This is a genomic window from Cyanobacteria bacterium FACHB-DQ100 (assembly GCA_014695195.1).
Classification (GTDB): Bacteria; Cyanobacteriota; Cyanobacteriia; order Leptolyngbyales; family Leptolyngbyaceae; genus Leptolyngbya.
Genome location: JACJNW010000042.1, coordinates 17,808 through 40,680, shown reverse-complemented (window position 1 = coordinate 40,680; position 22,873 = coordinate 17,808). Strand labels below are relative to the sequence as shown.

18 protein-coding genes are annotated in these 22,873 nt (G+C 48.9%); 6 read left to right on the top strand and 12 right to left on the bottom strand.

Annotated features, from left to right (window positions below; genetic code table 11):
* On the bottom strand, positions 1–74 hold a 74-nt coding region (locus H6F51_24935; protein ID MBD1825718.1), incomplete at its 3' end, for an IS1 family transposase.
* A gap of 147 nt (positions 75–221) precedes the next feature.
* On the opposite strand from H6F51_24935, the gene H6F51_24930 reads away from it, so the two are divergent.
* On the top strand, positions 222–1,217 hold the full coding sequence (locus H6F51_24930) for a peptidoglycan-binding protein (protein ID MBD1825717.1): 996 nt from the start codon (positions 222–224) through the stop codon (positions 1,215–1,217).
* Positions 1,218–1,279: 62 nt separating this feature from the next.
* Here H6F51_24930 and H6F51_24925 read toward each other — a convergent pair whose 3' ends face one another.
* Positions 1,280–1,480 (bottom strand): hypothetical protein, encoded by a 201-nt coding sequence (locus tag H6F51_24925; protein ID MBD1825716.1) that lies wholly within the window; start codon positions 1,478–1,480, stop codon positions 1,280–1,282.
* A 204-nt stretch (positions 1,481–1,684) separates the two neighbouring features.
* Positions 1,685–3,946, bottom strand: coding sequence for a bifunctional (p)ppGpp synthetase/guanosine-3',5'-bis(diphosphate) 3'-pyrophosphohydrolase (locus tag H6F51_24920; GenBank protein ID MBD1825715.1), 2,262 nt, complete (start codon positions 3,944–3,946; stop codon positions 1,685–1,687).
* Positions 3,947–4,471: 525 nt separating this feature from the next.
* Between H6F51_24920 and patD the strand changes: the two genes are divergently transcribed.
* Both patD and H6F51_24910 read left to right on the top strand, forming a co-directional pair.
* Entirely contained in the window at positions 4,472–4,822 is a 351-nt protein-coding gene (patD, locus tag H6F51_24915; protein ID MBD1825714.1) for a heterocyst frequency control protein PatD, read from the top strand.
* 29 nt (positions 4,823–4,851) lie between these two features.
* Positions 4,852–5,451 (top strand): zf-TFIIB domain-containing protein, encoded by a 600-nt coding sequence (locus H6F51_24910; protein MBD1825713.1) that lies wholly within the window; start codon positions 4,852–4,854, stop codon positions 5,449–5,451.
* A 107-nt stretch (positions 5,452–5,558) separates the two neighbouring features.
* On the opposite strand, the gene H6F51_24905 is transcribed toward H6F51_24910, so the two are convergent.
* Positions 5,559–6,485 (bottom strand): methyltransferase domain-containing protein, encoded by a 927-nt coding sequence (locus H6F51_24905; GenBank protein MBD1825712.1) that lies wholly within the window; start codon positions 6,483–6,485, stop codon positions 5,559–5,561.
* Positions 6,486–6,678: 193 nt separating this feature from the next.
* Positions 6,679–7,230, bottom strand: coding sequence for an HAD family hydrolase (locus tag H6F51_24900; protein MBD1825711.1), 552 nt, complete (start codon positions 7,228–7,230; stop codon positions 6,679–6,681).
* A gap of 220 nt (positions 7,231–7,450) precedes the next feature.
* Between H6F51_24900 and H6F51_24895 the strand changes: the two genes are divergently transcribed.
* Together H6F51_24895 and hslO are read left to right on the top strand one after the other, a co-directional pair.
* Positions 7,451–8,227 (top strand): PspA/IM30 family protein, encoded by a 777-nt coding sequence (locus H6F51_24895; protein MBD1825710.1) that lies wholly within the window; start codon positions 7,451–7,453, stop codon positions 8,225–8,227.
* A gap of 98 nt (positions 8,228–8,325) precedes the next feature.
* Entirely contained in the window at positions 8,326–9,222 is an 897-nt protein-coding gene (gene hslO, locus H6F51_24890) for an Hsp33 family molecular chaperone HslO (protein ID MBD1825709.1), read from the top strand.
* Positions 9,223–9,254: 32 nt separating this feature from the next.
* Here hslO and H6F51_24885 read toward each other — a convergent pair whose 3' ends face one another.
* The 4 genes from H6F51_24885 to H6F51_24870 all read right to left on the bottom strand — a co-directional run bounded on the left by H6F51_24885 (position 9,255) and on the right by H6F51_24870 (position 15,243).
* Positions 9,255–9,902 (bottom strand): M23 family metallopeptidase, encoded by a 648-nt coding sequence (locus H6F51_24885; GenBank protein MBD1825708.1) that lies wholly within the window; start codon positions 9,900–9,902, stop codon positions 9,255–9,257.
* A 551-nt stretch (positions 9,903–10,453) separates the two neighbouring features.
* Positions 10,454–11,746 carry a 2-oxo acid dehydrogenase subunit E2 gene (locus H6F51_24880; protein ID MBD1825707.1) on the bottom strand — a complete coding sequence of 431 codons (1,293 nt, stop codon included), beginning with the start codon at positions 11,744–11,746 and terminating at the stop codon, positions 10,454–10,456.
* Between the two features lie 73 nt (positions 11,747–11,819).
* The gene (locus H6F51_24875; protein MBD1825706.1) at positions 11,820–13,886 is read right to left on the bottom strand and encodes a PAS domain-containing protein; all 2,067 of its coding nucleotides are present in this window, start codon (positions 13,884–13,886) and stop codon (positions 11,820–11,822) included.
* A gap of 76 nt (positions 13,887–13,962) precedes the next feature.
* The gene (locus H6F51_24870) at positions 13,963–15,243 is read right to left on the bottom strand and encodes a bifunctional folylpolyglutamate synthase/dihydrofolate synthase (GenBank protein ID MBD1825705.1); all 1,281 of its coding nucleotides are present in this window, start codon (positions 15,241–15,243) and stop codon (positions 13,963–13,965) included.
* Between the two features lie 88 nt (positions 15,244–15,331).
* On the opposite strand from H6F51_24870, the gene H6F51_24865 reads away from it, so the two are divergent.
* On the top strand, positions 15,332–16,237 hold the full coding sequence (locus tag H6F51_24865) for a homoserine kinase (GenBank protein ID MBD1825704.1): 906 nt from the start codon (positions 15,332–15,334) through the stop codon (positions 16,235–16,237).
* 502 nt (positions 16,238–16,739) lie between these two features.
* Here H6F51_24865 and H6F51_24860 read toward each other — a convergent pair.
* Genes H6F51_24860 through H6F51_24850 form a run of 3 tightly spaced genes read right to left on the bottom strand, consistent with a single transcriptional unit; the run spans position 16,740 to position 22,833 of the window.
* Positions 16,740–18,923, bottom strand: coding sequence for a response regulator (locus H6F51_24860; GenBank protein MBD1825703.1), 2,184 nt, complete (start codon positions 18,921–18,923; stop codon positions 16,740–16,742).
* A 14-nt stretch (positions 18,924–18,937) separates the two neighbouring features.
* The gene (locus H6F51_24855) at positions 18,938–19,399 is read right to left on the bottom strand and encodes a response regulator (GenBank protein ID MBD1825702.1); all 462 of its coding nucleotides are present in this window, start codon (positions 19,397–19,399) and stop codon (positions 18,938–18,940) included.
* A complete protein-coding gene (locus tag H6F51_24850; GenBank protein MBD1825701.1) occupies positions 19,390–22,833 on the bottom strand; it encodes a PAS domain S-box protein in 3,444 nt (1,147 codons plus the stop codon). Before H6F51_24850 ends, H6F51_24855 begins: the two co-directional genes overlap by 10 nt.
* Positions 22,834–22,873: the final 40 nt, after the last annotated feature.

The following is a 22,873-nucleotide window of genomic DNA, read 5'->3' as shown; positions in this document are numbered from 1 at the left end:
CAAATATGATTTTGCTTGCCTTTGCGTTTTCCATTCTTGCGAATATGAGTGGATTGGCATTCAGGGCACTGCATTGAGAGTCACCTTAATTCATCTCTCCATTAGGCAACGCCGATTTGTAAATCAATTTAATCGCATCTTCAACTAATCTCAGGCAAACTTGGGGAATTAAATCCTTCAATCGTGAATGTACCCAGTAGCAAGGTTTAGAGGTTTGAATTATGGCTTTATTAGGGATAGATGTCTCGACCTACCAGGGCGATATTGATTGGGCAACCGTCGCCAGCCAGGGTGTGTTTTATGGATTTGCCAAAGCCACCGAGGGCGCAACCAGCCGAGACGATAAATTTACGCGCAACTGGGCAGGAATGCGATCGGTCGGCATTGTCCGAGGTGCATACCATTTTTTCCGCCCCGGTCGAGATCCTGCTACTCAAGCGAATAACTTCCTGCAAACTGTGCAATCGATCGAGGCATTCGATTTGCCTGCTGTGCTTGATTTAGAAATCGACGACGGATTAAGCGCGGCAACAGTGATCGATCGAGCGCTGCAATGGCTTGACATTATCGAAACCAGAACCGGACGCAAACCCATTCTCTATACATTTCCAAGTTATTGGGAAGAAAAACTTAGAAATCCTAAACAGTTTGCAGCCTACCCGCTTTGGATTGCGAACTTCGGCACCCGATCACCCTTTGTTCCTGTCACCTGGAGCCGCTGGACATTCCATCAATATTCTGAATCCGGGACACTGCGCGGAATTGTAGGCAATGTCGATTTAAACCAATTCAATGGCAATTTAGATGGACTACAAAAGCTGTTAAAAGGTCGCATTCCCCTTAGACAAGGCTCAGAAGGAGATGTCGTGCAAGAAATGCAGAATTTGTTGGAAGCGCAGGGATTCGATGTCGGAACGCCCGATGGGGATTTTGGACCAAAAACCAAGGCGCAAGTCGCTGCGTTTCAAAGAGCAAAAAATCTAGTGGCAGATGGCATTGTTGGAGTGGCAACCTGGGCAGCGCTACTAGCAGGTAAAACCGCAGTACCGACTCCGATTCCAACTCCAACTCCCGCCTCTCCACCCCCGATCGACCTCATCAACGTCGCGAAGTCCTACCGGGGTGCAGCCCATCAAGATGCTGCCCTGAAATGGCTGCAAAGCCAGATTCCTCAATCGGTTCTGGATGACTTCGCGAAGCGCTGGAGACAGCCATAAACACAAAAGAAGTCCGATTTCGCAAAAGAACCGGACTTCTGATACAAGTTGAGAACTATAAATTAGGTGTTTTTCTCGTCGGTTTCCTGTCGCCAGCAATGCTCCAGAAGGTAAACTTCCGATCGCTCCCAACAGCGCTCTAGCTTCTGAACGCGATGGGTATGCCAAAACTTCTCTAAGTTCCAAACGAACGGACGCTCACGGTCAAATAGTTCTTGATTGAGATAGTCCCACCACGGGAAACGATCGGAGGAATAATTCATGCAAGGGGTCGAGTAATCTGTGCTAGGAGTAGAACAAGTTCGGATGCACCTATCTAAGGAGTGATTTTTTGCATCACAAAGCTGTCCAATCAGTATGGCATTGAATTATTAAAATCGATCACAAAAAAGCTTGAATCTGTCAGGGTTTTCTAGCTTCTTTAAGAAATATCTAGATTGCGTGAAATTTCTATAAGGCTTGAAACCTTAGTTGTCATCGATCTGGCTGACTCGTCGCATATTCAGCACGTCTGTCATCTTTTTAATCTGAGCAAAGGTGCGTTCTAGCTGAGCGTGGTCGCAAATATCAATGCCCAGGTCAATCACCGCCGTTTGATCCGGAAAGGTTTTGACTTGGGCATTGCGGACGTTGATATTGTTGTCGGTAAGGCGAGAAAGAATGTCTTTGAGCACTCCCACACGATCGATGACTTCGATTTGGATGTCGATCGGATAAGTTTGAGCGCGTCCAGTGGTCTGTTGGGTAGGATTCCAGCTCAGGGGTACTAAGCGATCGCCCGGAACAGAATCGACGTTGGGACAGCCTTGACGATGAATTGAAATGCCGCGATTGCTGCGGGTAATGACTCCAATAATCGATTCTCCGGGCAAGGGATGACAACAGCCTGCCATGTAATGCAACAAGCCTTCGACTCCCGCGATCGGGCATTTCGCCGTTGGTGCAGGTACGGCTCTCGGTGCAGCAGGAAGCAAGGGAATGAGAGCCGCATCGTTTGCCAAACTCGACGGTGAAGGTTGAGGGTGAGACAGCGATTGCTGTGCTTTGACGGCATCTCGAATGCGGTTGAGGGCTAGATTCAAAGTGATTTCGCCGTATCCGACGGCTGCCACGAAATCTTCAACGCTGTGATAGTTGCAGCGTTCAGCCGCCGTTAGCATCGGGGCGGATTTCATCAACGCTTCAAAGCCGTTTTTGCCGAGTTCTTTCTCCAGCATTTCACGACCGCGCAGCACGTTCTCGTCATGGTGCGATCGCTTGTACGCTTGTCGAATCCGGTTTCTTGCACCTGTGGTGACGACAAAATTCAGCCAGTCCAAACTGGGGCGGGCGTTCTTTTGAGTAATGATTTCGACGATATCGCCCATTCTCAATTGCGTATCGAGCTGAACCATGCGACCGTTCACTTTCGCGCCTGCACAGTGGTTGCCAACTTCGGTATGAATCCGGTACGCAAAATCTACCGGAGTCGATCGCGGACTGAGAGCAACGACTTCTCCTTTCGGCGTGAACACATACACATCGCCATCGAAGAGGTTGTCTTTAATGCTTTCAAGGTATTCTTGCGCGTCTTTAAGATCGTTTTGCCAGTCAAGCAGTTGACGCAGCCAGGTAAATTTCTCGTCGTCGCTAGTGAGCTTCGAGGTTGAGCCGCCGGATTCTTTGTATTTCCAGTGCGCTGCAATCCCGTATTCTGCGACATGGTGCATTCCGAGCGTCCGAATCTGGACTTCTAAGGGACGACCAGAATCTCCAATCACAACCGTATGCAGCGATTGATAACGGTTCGGTTTAGGTAACCCGATGTAGTCTTTGAAGCGTCCGGGGATCGGACGGAAGGTGTCATGCACGATTGCGAGAGCGCGATAACATTCATCGTTGTTTTCTACAATGATTCGGACAGCCGCGACATCGTAAATTTGCTCATAGTCTTTTTGCTGACGCTGCATCTTTTGGTAAATGCCGTAAAGATGCTTGGGTCTACCGCTGACTTCGACGCAATGGACTCCTACTTGATCAAGACGACGTTTGAATGTCGCTGCAACTTCGCTGAGTCTGGCTTCGCGATCACCCCGTTTTTCTGAAACTAATTTCTGAATTTCTCGATAAGCATCGGTTTCGAGATACTTGAATGCGAGGTCTTCGAGTTCCCACTTGATATTACCGATCCCCAAGCGGTTCGCCAGTGGCGCAAAAATTTCGCGGGTTTCGAGCGAGATTCGCTGCTGCTTCTCGGATGGCAGATGCTCCAGCGTTCGCATATTGTGGAGTCGATCGGCAAGTTTCACCACGATCACGCGAATGTCCTGCGCCATCGCAAGAAACATGCGGCGGAAGTTTTCTGCCTGTCGCTCGGTCTTGCTAGAGAAGTTAAATTTAGAAAGCTTGGTCACGCCATCGACCAGACATCGAACTTCAGACCCAAACCGCTCTTCGATTTCTTCGGGTGTGACATCCGTATCTTCAACGACATCATGCAAAAATCCGGCGGCAATCATTACGCCGCTCCCACCGAGATCTCTTAAAATGCCTGCTACCGCGACAGGATGAGCGATGTACGGTTCGCCGGAGGCACGCTTCTGCCCTGCGTGCAGTTGATAAGCAAATTCAAACGCACGGCAGATCAAATCTTGATCGCGTTGGTTGTCGTCGGAGGGTTTGAGGAAACACTCACGCAACCAATCGGGTAAAGCAAAGTCAATGGTGGGGATGGATGCCGCTACATTCATGCTGATTTGCGTGACTAGAGTGCAGGTTCAGACAATCAGATCTAGACAATAAAGAGATCGTGGAGGAAATTCAAATCCTGGATTAATGTATAGCGCTATACAAAAGAATCAATGAATAGAAAATGAGTCTAGCATAAGGAGCTTTCCTAACGGCTAGACACTAAGATTTGAACTTCAGAATCGACAAACGGCGAGACAAAGAATTCACAGAGATAGCGCCCTTGAAATCGTCTCGCACTCAGGTCGATTCAAGTGAAAATAGAGGGTATATCTTAAGCTTGTTAAAACAATCGTAACGCTCATTCTATCGAATGGTGATCCGTTTCTTGGCGGAAATTTTGGATTGTTGAGAAATTTTGCGATCGTCCTCAACTCAAGCAAAACTCAGGGTCTTGCATACGTACTTCCCACGATGTGGACAATTTCGAGCGAATTTATACCGAGAGCTTCAACCATCTACTGAAACACCGTTCTACATCCAATTATGCTTTTCAGCGATCCCCGCTCTTTCACTAAAGTTCAAGCATGTTAACAGAGAACCAAGTCCGCGTTTTTCAACGATTCCAAAACGCGATCGTTGCACTCGATCAAACTCTCAACACGGTCGAACTGGATCGACCTGCGCTTCATCAAAAGATACGATCGCTCCAGCAGATTTTCCAGGAGGAGATTCAGCCGATTCAATCCGAGCACTATCAAACGCATTCTGTCTTAGTGGAAATCAATAAACAAATGCGGTTGCTTGGGATGGATGGAATGTTTTTACAGACTGCGCGGCAGGCTGGAACCGTCGAAATGCGGCTTGGGCAGGTTCGCGATCGCATTAAATTCTTGACCACCTATTGCAGTGCGATTCTAGGGACTGAGCCTGATTAAATAAGAAACGTCGGATTGAGGATTGCGCCATGCAGTGCCCAAAAGAGAGAAAAATCACGCTAATTGATGGCACATTAACCGAGGCATTAGCGGTGAAACAGTGTCCTGACTGTAAAGGAACCTGGATTCCGTCTGAGAATTACAAGGCATGGCAGGCAGAAAGACCCCATCCTAAAACTGTTGCAGATCTAATTCCCAAAACATTAGATGTGGAGTTCGTACAGTCGCCGCTTGATGCTAAGGCAGCGCTGTGTCCTGAGTGCGGGAGCTATCTTGCGCGAGTCAAAGTCGGCATGAAAACGCCCTTTTATGTGGAACGCTGTTTAAGCTGTGGGGGAATTTGGTGCGATCGTGGTGAATGGGACGCACTCGAAACAATGGGATTGCACCTTGCGATCGAGCAGTTGTTCTCCAGTGAGTGGCAAACTTTATCGAGAGAGCGCGAACATCTCGCCATTGAGAAGCAGGCGACGATCGATCGCTTAGGAGTCGAGTTAGCAACTCAAGTGTTTGAGTTAGCGGAAGTGCTGAAGAACCATCCAAACGGGGATTTTGGTGTAGCCTATTTGATGCGGCGATTTGAGAATTTTGCTCAGGAAGTGAAGCCGCAGAATTCTGAACCGAGGTAACTCCCAAAATTTGAGCGGTGTTTTAACCTTCAAAGTCCCCCATTCTGGGGGATTTAGGGGGCACCCCGGATACAGCATCGCAGCGAATACTTATCTGTAACGATCGCTCACTTTCTCACAGCGCGGAACATACCAAAGCGACACAATCCCGCCCCAAACGCTAATCGCATCAATAGCAGGGTTGGCACTTCTCGCAGGGACTTGATCAAGCCAGGAACTCCGAAGCGGATTAACCCTTGAGGACGTGCAACTCCTTGCCAAATCGAATCTAGCCAAGACGGTAGCGTTTCCCTTGTCCAATCTGCCGTCTGAACCGCTCCATCCGTCAAATGTGTCGCCTCTAATTGTTCTGCAAATCCTTCAATACTGGCAAACTCTGGATGTGCCCACTGATCCAGCAGTTGGCGCATCACCCAACGCTCCCACAAAACGAGCGGCTGCTTTCTCGCGTCTCGCTGATTCCAGTCCGCAACTACCAGAATTCCACCGGGTTTAAGCACTCGCATGAGTTCTTTTGCAAATACCGCTTTATCTGGCATATGTGGGCCTGCTTCAATGCACCACACCACCTCAAAGCTGGCATCCGGGAACGATAAATTCATCGCATCATCTTGCTGGAATTTTGCCGAAAGTTCCGATGGCGTGAGTTCCTGTGCTCGTTTGACTTGTCCAGGACTGATCGTAATTCCCGTCACATCAAAGGCATAGTCCCTTGCCAAAATCCGGCTACTTCCCCCAATTCCACAGCCTACATCTAAAACGGTTGTCCCAGCGGGAAGCTTGTCTAATCCACCCCAGCGCACCATTTCATGCACAAAGTCTGATTTTGCTGTGAGAAAGTTTTTAGACCGAGGCGGAGAGCCGTAATGACCGAGGTGGATATGTTCTCCCCAGTAGAACTCTAGAATGCCGTCTTGAGTCCATTCATCATAAGCGGTTGCAACCGAATCGCCCGATTGATACCGACGCGGATTCAGTAGATAGATCAGTGCCAATACGATCGACACCATCAACAAAAGCCAGACGATATTCATAAAACCATTGAGCAGAACTCTTTTATGATAAAAGCTTCTCTGCCCAAGATGAAGGAATGCTAATCTAGCAAAATCAGCCGGAAATTCAGTAATGACGCAACCAAACACACCCGGCGAGCGAGATATCAATCGACAATTTAGAGATTTAAACCGCCGAGTTGAGCGCATGGAGTACGCACAAATGCGGAGCAAACTAGATTGATTGAACAATCACTTCTGCGGCTTCGGCTAAGTTAGCAACCTTAAAATGAGGAGTTCGCGATTCATTCAGAATCCACTCCGTCTCATTGCCGTTGTCGATCAAAATCGTCCGACATCCCGCACTTCGACCGGCTTCCACATCATTCAAAATATCGCCAATCATCCACGATCGCGCTAAATCAATCTGATGTTCCTGTGCCGCCTTGAGCAACATTCCAGCACGGGGTTTACGACACTCACACTCAAGGCGATATTCGGCGATCGTGCCCTGCGGATGATGTGGACAGTAATAAAATCCATCTAACTCAATCGGGTTTAGTAATTCCTGTAATCGCTGCTCAACGCCGATCAAGGCAGACTCAGGAAAATAACCTCGCGCTACTCCCGATTGATTCGAGACCACAATCAATTTGAATCCACGATCGCGCAAAAGCCTCAACGCCGATCGTGCAAACTCAGCTAACTGAATCTTACTTGGTTCCACATTGTAAGGAATATCCGGAATCAGCGTTCCGTCTTTGTCAAGAAAAATAGCGGGAAACATACGATCGACGACTCCAAAAAAATTCTGCGAAATCTACCGATTTTCGCCTGAAGTTTTTAAACTAAAGGAGGCTGTCCGATTTGCATATCTGCCGAGGCTCCGACCCTACTTTACGGGAAAGTGAGCTAAACCCTACGCAAGTGCTGCAACATCAGCGGTGTGAGCTAACGTATAAAGCAACGGCAACTTCAACTCTAAGAAACGCCAGAAGGAAAGAACTATGGGATTATTTGACCGCATCAGCCGCGTTGTCCGCTCCAACGTGAATGACATGGTGAGCAAGGCAGAAGATCCAGAGAAGATTCTGGAGCAAGCTGTCCAAGATATGCAGGAAGATTTGGTGCAGCTTCGTCAAGCCGTCGCGCAGGCGATCGCCTCGCAAAAACGCACCCAGCAACAATATAATCAAGCTCAAACGGAATCGAACAATTGGCAACAACGGGCACAACTCGCCCTGCAAAAAGGCGACGAAAATCTTGCCCGCGAAGCCCTCACCCGCAGAAAAACTCATACTGAAACTGCGACCGCGCTCAAAACTCAACTCGATACCCAATCTAGTCAGGTTGATACCCTCAAGCGCAGCCTCATCGCCCTCGAAGGCAAGATCTCAGAAGCCAAGACCAAAAAAGATATGCTCAAAGCCCGCGCCAGCGCAGCCAAGGCTCAAGAGCAACTGCAAGGGATGGTTAACAACATGGGAACCAGCACCGCAATGGCAGCATTCGAGCGGATGGAAGACAAGGTGCTGCAACTCGAAGCACGATCGCAAGCCGCAGGTGAACTGGCTGGAGCCGACCTTGAAGCGCAATTCCGGGCGCTTGAGTCTGGTGATGTTGACCTCGAACTCGAAGCAATGAAGCAGCAAATGCTAGCAGGTTCACAGCCAGCGCAGCAATCGCTACCTGGAACGGCAGCCCCTCAGGCCACGCAAGCCCCGAAAGATACAGCGATCGATTCTGAGTTAGAGGATCTCAAAAAGCAGTTAGACAATCTCTAGGTGGGGAGTGGGGAGAGTTCCTCCCCGCTTCATCCCGTTATTAATAAGAAATCGTTACAATCAAAGAAAGTCTCTAGATTGAAACGAAAAGGTTTTTCATGGCTGACCAGTTAATTCGAGCAACTGCCGCAGAGGGTGGAATCCGGGCAGTCGGGGTGATTACCACCCGCCTCAGCGAAGAAGCAAGACAGCGCCACAAATTATCGTATGTTGCGACCGCTGCACTCGGCAGAGCAATGTCGGCAGGATTGTTGCTGGCATCGAGCATGAAGCGATCGGAGTCACGAGTGAATATCCGCATTCGCGGCAATGGCCCCATGGGCGGATTGATGGTCGATGCAGGCACAGATGGAACAGTTCGCGGGTATGTGGACAATCCAGAGGTCGAATTGCCAGCCAACGCGAAGGGAAAATTAGATGTCGGCGGTGCAGTCGGTAACGATGGATATGTGTATGTTGTACGAGATGTCGGCTATGGTTATCCCTACTCCAGCACCGTAGAACTCGTTTCAGGCGAAATTGGCGACGATATTACTCACTATCTGGCATCGTCAGAGCAAACCCCTTCTGCCTTGTTTCTGGGAGTTTTCGTTGATCCGAGTGGTGTGCAGGCGGCAGGGGGATTATTAATTCAAATTCTCCCGAAAGCCGCAGAAAATCCTGAACTTGTCGCGCTGCTAGAGTCGAGACTGTCCACGCTGCAAGGATTTACGCCTTTGCTGCAAGCGGGTAAAACTCTGCCGATGATATTCGAGGAATTGCTAGGGGATATGGGCTTGCAGCTCTTTTCCGACACGCAGTTGGTACGATTTCATTGCGGCTGTTCGGTCGATCGCGTCCTGGGAGCGCTCAAACTGCTGGGCGAAGCCGAACTGCGTGACATGATTGAAACCGATCAAGGTGCAGAAGCAACCTGTCATTTCTGCGGCGAAGTCTACAAAGCAAACATCGACCAACTAGAACAGTTGATCGATGAGTTAAAAGAAGCAAACTAAATTCAGCAAAAAAATCAGCTACAAAAGATCAACTACTCTGGGCGGCTCGATACGGGCTGTCCAGTTCTTTGCTCAGCATACATTGCCCGGAGAACAAGCGCGGGATCAACCCATTGGCTTGAGTATTTCAGTCCCCAGTGCAAGTGCGGGCCTGTCGTGCGTCCGGTCATGCCGATTCGTCCAATGCGCTGTCCTGCTGTCACCGTCTGACCTTCATAGATTTGGACATCGCCCGATCGAATAAACTTGCCTTGACCGTTACGCCCTGCTGATCCTTGCATATGGCAGTAAATATGCTCCCAGTCACCCGATCGGATTACAACCGATGTACCACAGGCGCTACCGTCTGAAACTTCAACGACTTTTCCTGTCCACCAGTTACGAATGTAGCTGCCTTCCGGGGCTGCCATGTCTAAACCACGATGAAACTCGCGGTTGTAGGAGCCGTCCGGCGACAGCCGATAGCCAAAAGGTGAGGTGTAGCCTTGAAAGTTTTCTACAGGGAAAGATGCGCCCTGCCAGCTACTTCCAGTTGCGATTAAATTGGTCTCGAATGCTAAGAGTCCTTGTTGACCCCAAGATAAAGCGATCGCTGCTAAAAATCCGAGACTGATGACGATGCAAAACCGTTTCAGCGTGAACCGCGATCGGGTGATTAATGACCTCCATACTTGCCTCATTCATTTCTCCTTGTGTGTGAAGAGCGCGGGCAGATGCAAACCAACAGACATCACACCGCAGAGCGTTGCGCTTTGGCGATGGAGCCAGCCAAGGGTAATTTAATCACAAAAAATCTTCATTACCCCCGTAATTTCCTGTAAACCTGTTTGAATCTTTTCCGTTTTATTACGGTTGCCTTACAAAAACTTCATTTTTCTCTGCATTGCTGCATGGAAAACAACTCAATAGAGTTTGTCTACCGCGAATTTTTTGAATAATTCTATAAGCTGCAAAATTAACCTGCGTTGTTCACGGACTGATTGTCTCGTACCAAATTGATCTTTAATCCCTACAGATCTTGCAAGCCCCCTAAATCCCCCACGAGTGGGGGATTTAGGGGGCAAAGAAAGATTGAATTCTCAAAGTCCCCCATTTTGGGGGATTTAGGGGGCAAAGAATCTGTAGCATTAACAAATTGGTTGGGTATCGGCTGCGATCGCTCCGATTTTGTCCCAAGCAAAAACCTCCAGGCTCTTTGAGAGCCTGGAGGTTTGACCAACGATCGAGGGTTCTACAACGTCAAGGATTGAGCATCGGTTTCAATCAGTTTTGCTAAATCGCGCAGAAATGCTGCGGCATCAGCACCGTAAATAATTCGGTGATCGCAAGTAATGTTGACTTGCATTTGCCGACGAACGCCCAGCATTCCATCATCGGTGGCGACGACATTGGCGCGGGAAGCTCCGATCGCCAGAATTGATCCCTGCCCCGGCGGCAAAATTGCATCGAATGTATCGACTCCAAACATCCCTAAGTTTGAGATGGTGAAGGTTCCAGAGCTATATTCGTCAGGCTGGAGTTGTTTGGCGCGGGCACGATCGACCAAATCTTTCCAACTGCGAGACAGCGAGTAGAGATCCTGCTGATTTGCATTCTTCAATACCGGTGTGATTAATCCGCCATCTTCCATGGCAACAGCAACAGCGATATTAATCGAACCATTAAAGTGAATACCATTTTCAACGTAGCTTGCATATAGCAGCGGATGTTTTTGCAGCGTTACAGCAACCGCTTTCGCCAGTAGAGCAGTCATCGTTACGCCTTTCGATTTCACCTGCTTGTAAAGCTTGTCAAGTGCATCTGTCGTAATGGTGTAACCGGCGCGGAAGACTGGAACTTCCAAACTTGCCATCATATTTCGTACAACGGCACCTTGCAGCGTCGTCATCGGCTGGACTTGTCCGGGCTGTGCAGGTGTTGGAGCGGGTGCGGGACGAGGTGCAGGAGCGACTGCGGCAACCGGAGCAGGAGCAGAAATCGTAGGAGCTGGAGCAGCGGGTTTTGCAACAGTTGCTGCGGGTGTTGGAGTTTTTCCAGCAGCAGATTCGACATCTTCCGCGACAATGCGACCGTGAGGCCCAGAACCCGCGATCGTCGCTAGATCAACTTTGAGATCCTTGGCAAGTTTGCGGGCGCGGGGAGAGGCGATCGTTCTACCGTTTTTGGCGGCGGTGCTGCTGCCGTTGGTCGAGGCGGCAACAGCAACAGGTGCGGGCGCAGGCGCAGGCGCAGCAGCCGGAGCGGAAACTGAGGCGGCTTGCTGTTTGGCAAGTTCGATTTCGGCTTCGGTTTCAGCAAGCAGCGCGATCGCGCTGCCAACGGGCGCGGATTCACCTGCTTGGGTGACGATCGTGGCGAGATAGCCTTCGTAAAACGACTCGACATCCATGTCGGCTTTGTCCGATTCCACCACCACGACGGTTTCGCCTTTTTCAACTTTGTCGCCCGGAGATTTGACCCAGGACACGATTTTTCCTTCGGTCATCGTGGAACTGAGAGCGGGCATGAAAATTTCGTGGATCATGGCGGTTAATCAGGGATAGGTCTAATCACAAGCAGTGCAGATCAGATTGTACCGAATATTGGTCGGGACACCGCTATTTCTGCACGGCTGCCCGGATTACCTTGAACAGTTCCGCAGGTTCGATCGGCTTAGTGACGTGCGCCTGAAATCCAGCCGCGAGGGCCGCTTGACGATCTTCTTCCCGCGCATAGGCAGTCACGGCGATCGCTCGAATCGATCGACCTTCTGCCCGGAGTTGCCGAATCAGTTGAAATCCATCGACATCGGGCATGCCCAGGTCGCTAATTAAAAGATCGGGCTGAAACTTTGCTAGCTTCGCTTGTGCTTCTTTGGCGGAACTGGTAGCCGTGACAATCGCACCTTGTTGCTCTAGCAAAAAGGCAAGCAGTTCGCGGGCATCGGCTTCATCATCGACAATCAGCAGCGATAGCCCGGTTAACTGCTCGTCGGGGGTGTGATCCAGTGGGGCGATCGCAGAGTTTACAGGAGTATTCAATAACGGTAGCTCCACAATGAAGGTTGCGCCTTGATTTTCGCCCCTACTTTCGACGCGGATTTGACCCTGATGACGCTCGACAATATGACGCACGATCGCAAGACCCAATCCTAAACCGCCAAATTGCCGAGTGATGCTGCTATCGGCTTGGCGAAATTGCTCGAAGACGTGCGGTAAAAATTCGGGTGCGATGCCTTTTCCGGTGTCCTGAACCCTAATGTTGATCGTAGAGTCGGTGGCGCATAGCTCGATCGTAATGGTGCCGTGGTCCGGGGTGAATTTTACGGCATTCGAGAGCAGGTTCCAGACGACTTGTTGAAGTCGATTAAAGTCGCCGGAAACATAAGTGAGGTTGGCGTTGACGCGGGTTTGAATCTGAATATTTTTGGCTTGAGCAGAAAGGCGAACGGTTTCGATCGCCGATTCGATCACCGTGACTAAATTGACAGGTGTGATTTTCAGCGCCAATTTCCCACGCAGAATTCTGGACACATCAAGCAGATCTTCGATCAGTTGGGATTGCAGCTTGGCGTTGCGCTCGATCGTTTCAAGGGCTTGCTGAGTTTGAGCTTCTCCCATTTTTCGGGTTCTGAGCAGTCTGATCCAGCCCAAGATCGGATTGAGGGGCGATCGCAGTTCGTGTGAGACGACGGCGAGAAATTCGTCTTTGGTACGGTTGGCTTTTTCTTGTTCAAGTCGGGCGGCGCGTTCTCGTTCTAAGGCGCTGTCTCGCTCTTCGATGAGTAATTTCTGATCGTGAATATCGGTGCAAGAGCCAAACCATCTGACGATATCGCCGTCTGAATCGTGCAGGGGGAGCGCCTGTCCGAGATGCCAGCGATATTCTCCAGTTTTGGCGCATCGGAGGCGATATTCGACGTTATAAGGCTGTCCCGTTTTGAGGCATTCTTGCCAGGTTACAGCCGCTTTCTTAGCATCTTCCGGGTGAAGGCAGGTTTGCCAGCCCTCGCCGTCAGTTTCTCCCGGCTTTGTTCCGGTGTAATCATACCAGCGTTGATTAAAGTAATCATGATAGCCATTGCCTTGTGTGATCCAAAACATTTGCGGCATTGTGTCCGCCAGCGTTTTATAGATCAACTGACTTTCTTCTAACGCTTCTTCTGTGCGTTTTAGTTTTGTGATATCCGTTTGTGATCCGGTGACTCGAATTGCACGTCCAGTTTCATCCCAAGTCGCCTGACCCCGATCGAGCACCCAAATGATCGTTCCGTCTGGCTGTACGATCCGATATTCTTCGCTGTACTGTCCTGATCCCTGAGCAACATAGTGCCGAAATCCGTCTAAAACGCGATCGCGCTCGTCTGGATGTGTAGATTCGTACCAAGTAGTAACAGTATCTGCGATGGTGGCATCGGGGGCAATTCCGCGCAGTTGCTTCCAGCGATCGGAGACGTACCAGCGATCACGTACAACATCCCAGTCCCAAAATCCGTCCTGGCTGCCTTGAACAAATCGCTTAAATCGCGCTTCACTTTCTTGTAGAGCAGCTTCTGTTTGGTGAAGGCGCTCCAGGATTTGGGAATTAGTTGGCTTTACTTTAGAAGCTTCTGCACAGCTCTCACCCTCGGAATTAGGGCGCGTTTCATAGAAATCATCGGTTTGAGAGCAAGAATCGTCCATCATGAGCAGACCAAGAATGGAGAAAATACCCGCATGGGGGCATTTTGATTAACCTAACACTGCGGATCTCTAGAAACTTCTATCCAAAGATGGAGGCGATATTTCTTTGTTGTTTGAAAAATTCACCAATTAAATAGAGTGAGCCACAGAATACGACTAACTCAGCGTGGGCGATCGCGCTGTCTAGGGCAGTAGCGACATCTGGATAAATTTGACAATGTTCTAAACCGGGGCAAATTTCTTGGGCAAGATTGGCGAGTTCTGTGGGATCAGCCGAACTATGGCCCGGAACGGGAACTAGAAAGAGGGAGTCTTGCGATCGTAAGAGTGCTTTGAAGATATCAGCATGATCTTTTGTGGATAACATTCCCATGACCCAATGGGTTGAACAGTGGTTTGAGCTTTGTTTAAGTTGATCAACGTATTGTCTCAATGCTTCGGCACTCGCTGGATTATGTGCGCCATCAATCAGAATTTTATGCCCTTTCCACTCATACCACTGTAACCGTCCTGCCCATTTTGTGTTTCTAATTCCATTGACGATCGCACTATCAGAAATATTCCAGTTTTGCTGCCGGAGCAATTGAATCGCAGCGATCGCTAAGGCTGAATTGTGCAATTGAATGTCACCTTGGAGCGGCAATTGATATTTGAGTGTGCCTTGATGCGCCCAGCCGTCGCTCAGCTTTGCGGGTTCGGGATAAACTGCGGGACAATTGAGATCAGCAATTCGACGATCGATCACCGATGCCGCTTCATCGGGTAGCTGTCCGATCACGGCAGGACATTCAGGTTTAAGAATTCCAGCTTTTTCACCTGCAATGCTCGATAACGTAAATCCCAATCGTTGCCAGTGTTCTCGACTAATCGAAACAATCACGCTGACTAAGGGATGCTCAATCACATTGGTGGCATCTAATCGTCCGCCTAAGCCAACTTCGATGATCGCAATGTCTACCTTTTGTTCAGCAAAATAGAGCCACATTGCCGCCGTGATCACTTCAAACTGAGTCGGAGAACAAGCCGGATCAATTTTCGACTGCACCTTCAGCAACGTTTGATAGAGTGCTGTGGGATCGATCGGTTGATTGTTAATACAAATTCGCTCTGTCCAATCGATTAAGTGCGGCGAAGTGTAGCGACCCGTTTTATAGCCTGCTTCGGTCAGAATGGTTGAGAGATAAGCACAGACCGAACCTTTTCCATTGCTGCCTGCCACATGAACGACAGGAACTTGCGCTTGAGGGTTTCCCAAGTCTGTTAACAGCTTTAGACTCGCCTCTAAGCCAAGATGCACCCCGAAGCGCTCGTAGGATTGTAGCAACGCTTCTATTTTTTCGATCGGTTCCGAGTGGGTCATAGCCAAGATTCAAAATGCTTCTCTATTAAATCATTGTGATCGCTTACCCCTACAATAAAGGACTGAATTCTTAGTGCGATCGCTGCTCATGTCTAATGTTACTGTCCGTGTTCCTGCGACTACTGCCAATCTCGGTGCTGGGTTCGATTGTCTTGGAGCGGCGTTAACGCTCTACAACGAATTCCAGTTTTCCCGCATCGACTCTGGATTGAGAATTACCGCAACGGGAGCAGAAGCGAAGCGGGTGTCGCTGGGTTCGAGTAATTTGGTGTATCAGGCATTTGCAAAGCTTTACGATCGCATCAATCAACCCATTCCAGCCGTCCAGCTCGAGATCAAAATGGAGGTACCGTTAGCGCGGGGATTGGGCAGTTCGGCAACTGCGATCGTCGGCGGATTAGTCGGAGCAAACGAACTCGCAGGATCACCGTTATCACAGCTTGAACTTGCAGAGTTCGCGACCGAGATCGAGGGACATCCGGATAATGTGGTGCCTGCGTTAATTGGGGGCTGTCGATTAGCGGCATCAGGCATCGATCGCGCTTGGGAAATTTGCGACCTACCTTGGCATTCGAGCATTGTACCGATCGTAGCCATTCCCGATTTTGAACTATCAACTGCCGAAGCTCGTAGTGTTTTACCTGCAACTTATAGCCGCGCTGATGCGATTTTTAATGCGTCTCACTTGGGGCTACTAATTCGGGGCTTAGAGACCGGAAACGCAGATTGGTTAAAAGCAGCATTGCAGGATAGAATTCACCAACCTTATCGGGAAAAGCTGATTAAAGGATACGACGCAGTGAGAACAGCGGCGATCGGTGCTGGCGCTTATGGCATGGTGATTAGTGGAGCTGGATCGACGGTGTTGGCGTTGGCCCATCAGGAAAAAGCTGAAGCAGTCAATGCAGCGATGGAGAAAGCTTGGATCGGATTAGAAGTTGGAGTGCAAGTAAAAAGTTTAGCGATCGATGTTCAAGGTACGAGTGTAACTTAACTATCCTGTTTGAGTGTGAAAGAGTGGGGAGTAGGGAGTTAAAAAGAACAATACCCCACTCCTTCTTATGTCAACGTAACTGTAAGTTGAAAATAAACTTGTACACTGAACTATCTCAAAAGGCTAATAGTTAGATTCATTCTTCTGATCCGCTAGAAATTAAAGTTGTACACTGCTTTAGATTAGTTGCAGAAGCTCCTGAAAATAAAGTTGTACACTATCGACTTCTATTACGAGCATGAAGATAGGTGAGAATTGAATGGCGAAGTTTAGAGGGGTGACAGCGAGCCTATATTTAAGAGCACAAAAATGCTGAGAATTTGTGCAGGATAGGGGTTACGCAATCTTTAATCTGCAAGGCATTTATGTTCTAGTGATTGATAGGAATTAATGGGAGCAATTGCACAAGTCTTGCCCAAGAGCAAAAAGAAAGACTCCTAGTAGCCTGTCATCCCATCAACTGGTGATTATTTAGAGATGGAAAGATTCAAATTCTTCTGCTTTAGAACAATACTTCGGTTGCTGTTTGACTGACCAAATCTGCAACTAACAGAATAAGCCGAGTTGGATCAATTGGTTTCGCAAGATGAGCCTGAAAGCCTGCTAAGAGTGCAGCCTGACGATCCTCTTCTCTGGCATATGCAGTGACCGCGATCGCAGGAATACGACAAGCGTTCTTCAGCATTGCGGACATATGCTCCCCTTGCTCTACGTGCAGCGAGCGTACCCGTCGTAAGAGAGTATATCCATCCTCACCGGGCATCCCAATATCACTAATTAGCAGGTCAAATGAGTTTCCAGAACTGGTTAAGATTGAAATTCCTTCACTCGCTGATGCCGCCGCGACAACCTCCGCACCACATTCTTCTAGAATCGAGAGCAATAAGAAGCGAGCATCCAAATCATCATCAATGATCAAAATCCGTTGCCCGGTTAAGCGAGCGGCACAGTGAAATGGATCAATCATGGCAATTTCAGAAGCGTTAGTCCGGGTTCGTCCCAGATCCGGTTTTGGAGCCAGCAGCGGCAGCCTTACAGTGAAGGTTGCGCCTCTACCTTCACCTGCACTATCCGCAAAAACCTGCCCCTCATGCAAATCAACGAGATGGCGCACGATGGCTAACCCTAAACCCAAACCGCCATGCGTCCGGGTAATTGAACTATCTGCTTGGCGAAAGCGATCGAAGACATAGGGAAGAAATTCAGGTTTTATCCCCTGTCCGGTGTCAGATACTGTAATTTGGGCATCGAAAGCGAGAGCAGATTGCCCATCCGCGTCTGCGCCAGCTTTTTCTAGCTTGACCTCAACCCGTCCTCCCTTTGGTGTAAATTTCACAGCATTGCTCATGAGATTCCAAATGACTTGCTGCAAACGTTCCGCATCGCCCGAAACTTTCCCGATTTGAGGATCTAGAGCTAGGTGCAATTGGATGTTTTTTGCCTCAGCCGTTGGTCGCACCGTGTCGATCGCAGCTTCAACAACAGGCAATAGTTCCAGAGGACGGAGGGTGAGACGAAGTTTGCCTTGAAGAACACGCGATACATCGAGCAAATCTTCAACCAGTCTTGCTTGAGCTTTGGCATTCCGTTCCACGGTTTCTAGAGCGCGAGTCGTTGTTGCTCCATCAAACTGACGACTTCGCAGCAAACTCAACCAACCAATAATCGCGTTCAGGGGCGACCGCAATTCGTGGGAGAGCATCGCTAGAAATTCATCCTTAATTCGATTGGCTTCTTGGGATTTTCGGTAAAGGTGAGCATTGTTGATCGCAAGCGCAGCGCGATTGGCTAAATCTTGCAAAAACGTTTGATCATCGATCATATAGGATTTATCAGGTGTCTCTCGAATCAAACTGAGGCTGCCGATGCTCCGGTTTCGGACTCGGAGTGGCACAATCATGAGGCTATGGACTATAAATTGCTCTAGGTAGGAGGCTTCCGTTTGTGTCGAAACCTGTAGTTCTGCATTAGTCGTCGTGGACAGAAACAAAGGTTGCTGAGTTTGGAGTACCTGAGCTGACAGCCCTTCGTAAATCCGTTGTGGGAAAGCGCTGGCAGCCTGCTGTACTCGCGCCACCAGTTCAGGATTACGATGATAGACTGCCCGAATCTGAAGCCACTGTTCATCATCAGAAACAAGTTTCAGAATGCAAGCATCCCCAATTAATTCTCCAATGGTGCAGCACACCGTATTGAGTAGAGTTTGAAAATCCAAAATCGCTTCGGAAAAGCTGCGAGAAGTTTCTGATAGCGTCTGTAAGCGATTTGCATAATTGATCAGTCTTTCTTCTGCATCTTTGCGAGCAGCCCGTTCCTCCGCTTCTTTCAAAGCACGCTTTACCGAAGGAATCAGCCGTTCTAGTCGTTGTTTCAGGACATAATCGGTTGCACCGCTTTTCAGCATTTCTACTGCCACTTCTTCTCCGAGCGTCCCGGAAACAAAAATGAAGGGTATAGCCGGACACTGTTCCTGGACAATTTCAAGAGCAGACGATCCATCGAAGCCAGGGAGTGAATAGTCTGCCAGAATCAGATCGAACACCTGCTGGTCAAGGGCTGTTATAAAATCGTTGCGAGTTTGAGCTAATTTAAGGTCAAATTCCAATCCTCCTTCTAGCAAAACTGCTTGAATGAGATCGGCATCGATCGCGCTATCTTCAAGTAATAAAAAACGGAGCATAAATATATGTAATCCTAACGTCAAGATGTAGGACGGGCAGGGGGAAGGGATCCAGGCGGCGGTTGATTCACCACTGCCCAAAACAACCCTAGTTCCTTAATCGCTTCGACAAATTCATGGAAGTCTACAGGTTTAACGACATAAGCATTGCTACCAAGGTTATAGCTACTAACCAAATCTTTTTCTTCTCGTGAAGAAGTCAAAATGACTACAGGCACAGCTTTCAACTCTGGGTCAGCTTTTAACTTGCTCAGCACTTCTAGTCCATCGACTTTGGGCAATTTCAAATCCAGGAGCACTACGCCCGGAAGCCCTTCACTGCGTAAGCGATAAATCCCACGCCGATACAAATAATCTAAAGCCTCTTCTCCATCTCGTGTAACGATGACTTCGTTCGCTAAACAATGTTCTGCAAGGGCTGCCAGAATTAATTCAATATCTCTAGCACTATCTTCTACCAATAAAATTCGCTTTAGTTCCATGTCGCCTCCTTCGTTGGGGTGTTGGGCAAGGAGAAGTAAAAGGAAGCACCGCGATCGAGTTCTCCTTCTGCCCAAACCTTTCCACCATGACGGTGAATAATGCGCTGCACATTGGCTAGCCCAATGCCTGTTCCTTCAAATTGTTCATTAGTATGCAGCCGTTGAAACACGCCAAAAAGTTTATGTACATACTGCATATCAAAGCCTACCCCATTATCATGCACAGAGACGATGGTCTCATTCTCAGTGCGGGTACTCCTGATTTGAATGATGGCTTCAGTCCGAGTGCGGGTATATTTCACAGCATTTTCTAATAGGTTGCGTAACACTAAGCGCATCATTGAAGGATCAGCCTGAACAACAGGCAAGGATTCAACGTGCCAATCAATGGTTCTATCCTCCAAATCTTGCTCCATCTCTCGCCGCACTTCCTGCAACAACTGATTGAGATCTAGTGTTGTCAGTCGCATTTCGGTTCGTCCCATCCGGGAGAATGCCAGCAAATCATCTACCATCCTGCCAGCTTCTTTAGTGGTGTCAGTAATGGTTCTTAAATAACGCTGGCTGGTTTCATCTAAAGCAGTGGAAGTTCCTAGCCGTCGTTGCAGCAGATCGATAAAGCCATTGATATGCCGCAGAGGTGCGCGTAAATCGTGGGAAACCGAATAAGAAAACGCTTCCAGTTCTTTATTCGTTGCTTGTAATTGTTGGGTGCGTTTCTTGACGCGATACTCTAGTTCTTCGTTCAGGCGGCGGATTTGTTCTTCTGCCTGTTTACGATCGTGAATATCAATACAAGAACCGATGTAGCCCAAAAATTCTCCATCCGGCGTAAAGCGCGGGACACCGTGATCAAGCACCCAACGATATTCCCCATCGAACCGTCGCAAACGGTACTCCATTTTGAATTCCCGACGCGCATCAAACGAACCTGTGTAAATTTCTAGGCAATATCGAAAATCGTCTCTGTGTACTCCCTCTGCCCAACCGTTACCCAACTCTTGCTCGATCGTCCGTCCCGTAAAATCTAGCCAAGGTTTATTGAAGTAGGTGCAGAGCTTATCAGTACCCGACATCCAGATTAAGACAGGAGCGGTATCTGCCAAGTGACGAAAGCGGGCTTCGCTCTCCCGCAACGCCTGCTGCTGAATTTGTAAATTTTCTGCCAGGGTTTCTGCCTGCCGCCGTGCCAGTACCTGATCGGTGACTTCAAACGCAAAGGTCATGATGCCTTCAGGCTTACCATCAATACCTTGCATCGGTTGGTACACGAAATTGAAAAATCCTTCCTCTAAGGTGCCGTTACCCAGTCGATCCCATTCGGCTGCCACTTCTTTACCGATAAAGGGTTCCCCCGTCTCCAACACCTGATCAAGCAATTCAAAAAAGCCCTGTCTTTCCAGGTCAGGAAAGGCTTCGCGCACCGGATGACCCATTAACTCTCGTCCACCCACTAATTGGCTATAGAGCGGATTGGCAAACTCAAACACATGGTCTGCTCCGCGCTGGATACAGATATGGGCAGGAGCTTGCATCAATAGGGCATATAAATAACTGCGCTGAAGCTCTGCCTCGGCTCTGGCTTTCTGTTCCCGTTCCAGCAGTTGCGCCCGTTCGATCTCTTTTTGCTTACGATCAGTAATATCAAGCACAAAGCAAACACCTCGATCGGTAAACCCTTGCAGCAACGCACCCCCAATCAAAACGGGCAAACGGCTCCCATCTTGACAGAGATATTCTTTCTCATAAGGAACACAGACACCACGATCGAGAATCTCTGCTAAAGCGTGTTCGTCTAAAGAACGGTATTCCGATGGAGTCATTTCATCCCAGCGCACGGCTCCCCGTGCTAAATCGTCGCGAGTGTAGCCGACCATCTGAAGAAAGGCATCGTTGGCATCGGTAAATAATCCATCAGCGCTCCAGAACAGAATGCCCATCATATTCGACTCAAAAACGGCGCGAAACCGAGCCTCGCTTTCTCTCAAAGCCGCCTCTGCTCGAATCCTTTCTGTGATGTCACGCGATACTCCTACTAACTCAGTCACGTTCCCCTGAGTGTCAAAAACCGGAGTTTTGATCGTATGGAAGTAGTGGATCTCTCCGTCTGCTCGCCGGTTTGGCTCTTCTAGAACTTCGATGGGCTCTCCGGTCGTAAACACTTTCAGGTCATCTTGCAAATATTGTTGAGTGAAATCCAGTTCGTTAAAGGGGACATCGGTAATACCGCGCAGTTCCTCAACCGTCATTTCGTAGTAATCACAGGCTGCTTTGTTTGCGTAGACCACTACGGAACCGGGAGCCTTGCAAAATACCATATCTTGAACTGAGTTGAGAATTTGGGCGTAGCGGTATTCGCTTTCTGCTAGCGCTTGTTCAGCCCGCTTTTGTTCGGTCACATCGATCGACATTCCCGCCATTAGCTGTTGTCCAGCAGCATTTTGCAATGGAAATTTGAATGAGAGATAGTACCGATCTCCATTCTCATGGGGAGCAATCTCCGTGACTTGCAGCGTTTTGCCCTCAGTCAATACCTGCAAATCATTTTGTCGCCATTGTTGTGCTACTTCAGCAGGGAATAGATCAAAATCAGTTTTACCAACCCATTCGTTCAGCAATCGTCCAAACGTTTGCTCAATTAATGGATTGACGTAAAGATAACGTCCCGCTTCGTCCTTAATATAAGCTGTCGCTGGGCTATGCTGCATAAAATTCTGAAACAGCGCTTGGCTTTCTCGCAAGGCAGCTTCTGCTTGCTTGCGTTCGGTGATATCCCGAGAAACCCCCACAACTGCCTCAACCGTGCTTTCTGAGGTCTGCAAAGGCGTGAAAATATACTCGTAATATCGAATGCCATCAGGAGTTGCAAAATTGGTTTCTTCCTTCAGGGGCTGCCCGGTTTGCATCACTTGCTCTCGCTGGGCATCTACTCGCTCCATGAGTTTGGCTGGCAATCCTAACTCGCGCCAAGTTTTCCCTACGATTTCAACCGGTTGAAATCCCAAAACCTGAGCGCCTCCTTGGCTCACATAGGAATAGCGACCCAAGCGATCGAACACATAAATGTGATCGGTCGATGCCGCCAGAATGCGATTCAAGACATCAAACTGTTCTTGCACCTGTTGATACAGGATTTCTATCCGCCGTTTAGTACGTAACTCGGAGCCGAGAAAACTAATCAACCCTGTGACGAGTACAAAAGCTCCAAGTTGTGCAACGCTGCTTAAGGCAGTCGGCAGCGCCTCAATTGGGGCAAGCAAAAAGACTTGAATGGCTAACACCGATAAGCCGATCGCGCTCAGTCCCGCCCTCATTCCACCCGACCAAGCACTAATCGCTACTGCTGCATAGAAAAAGGGAAGCAACGTAGGATAGAGCAGCGATCGTAGCAGCAAGGTGAGCAGGAGCGCTAACCCAACTGCAAGAAATGGCACAGTATGATTTCTTAGCCAGAGAGAGTTTTTTAGCCCCATG

What these genes read in the sequence shown, in the direction of transcription:
- H6F51_24930 (MBD1825717.1), top strand. Translation starts at nt 222, where the DNA reads ATGGCTTTATTAGGGATAGATGTCTCGACCTACCAGGGCGATATTGAT.
- H6F51_24925 (MBD1825716.1), bottom strand. Translation starts at nt 1,480, where the DNA reads ATGAATTATTCCTCCGATCGTTTCCCGTGGTGGGACTATCTCAATCAA.
- H6F51_24920 (MBD1825715.1), bottom strand. Translation starts at nt 3,946, where the DNA reads ATGAATGTAGCGGCATCCATCCCCACCATTGACTTTGCTTTACCCGAT.
- patD (MBD1825714.1), top strand. Translation starts at nt 4,472, where the DNA reads ATGTTAACAGAGAACCAAGTCCGCGTTTTTCAACGATTCCAAAACGCG.
- H6F51_24910 (MBD1825713.1), top strand. Translation starts at nt 4,852, where the DNA reads ATGCAGTGCCCAAAAGAGAGAAAAATCACGCTAATTGATGGCACATTA.
- H6F51_24905 (MBD1825712.1), bottom strand. Translation starts at nt 6,485, where the DNA reads ATGAATATCGTCTGGCTTTTGTTGATGGTGTCGATCGTATTGGCACTG.
- H6F51_24900 (MBD1825711.1), bottom strand. Translation starts at nt 7,230, where the DNA reads ATGTTTCCCGCTATTTTTCTTGACAAAGACGGAACGCTGATTCCGGAT.
- H6F51_24895 (MBD1825710.1), top strand. Translation starts at nt 7,451, where the DNA reads ATGGGATTATTTGACCGCATCAGCCGCGTTGTCCGCTCCAACGTGAAT.
- hslO (MBD1825709.1), top strand. Translation starts at nt 8,326, where the DNA reads ATGGCTGACCAGTTAATTCGAGCAACTGCCGCAGAGGGTGGAATCCGG.
- H6F51_24885 (MBD1825708.1), bottom strand. Translation starts at nt 9,902, where the DNA reads ATGAGGCAAGTATGGAGGTCATTAATCACCCGATCGCGGTTCACGCTG.
- H6F51_24880 (MBD1825707.1), bottom strand. Translation starts at nt 11,746, where the DNA reads ATGATCCACGAAATTTTCATGCCCGCTCTCAGTTCCACGATGACCGAA.
- H6F51_24875 (MBD1825706.1), bottom strand. Translation starts at nt 13,886, where the DNA reads ATGATGGACGATTCTTGCTCTCAAACCGATGATTTCTATGAAACGCGC.
- H6F51_24870 (MBD1825705.1), bottom strand. Translation starts at nt 15,243, where the DNA reads ATGACCCACTCGGAACCGATCGAAAAAATAGAAGCGTTGCTACAATCC.
- H6F51_24865 (MBD1825704.1), top strand. Translation starts at nt 15,332, where the DNA reads ATGTCTAATGTTACTGTCCGTGTTCCTGCGACTACTGCCAATCTCGGT.
- H6F51_24855 (MBD1825702.1), bottom strand. Translation starts at nt 19,399, where the DNA reads ATGGAACTAAAGCGAATTTTATTGGTAGAAGATAGTGCTAGAGATATT.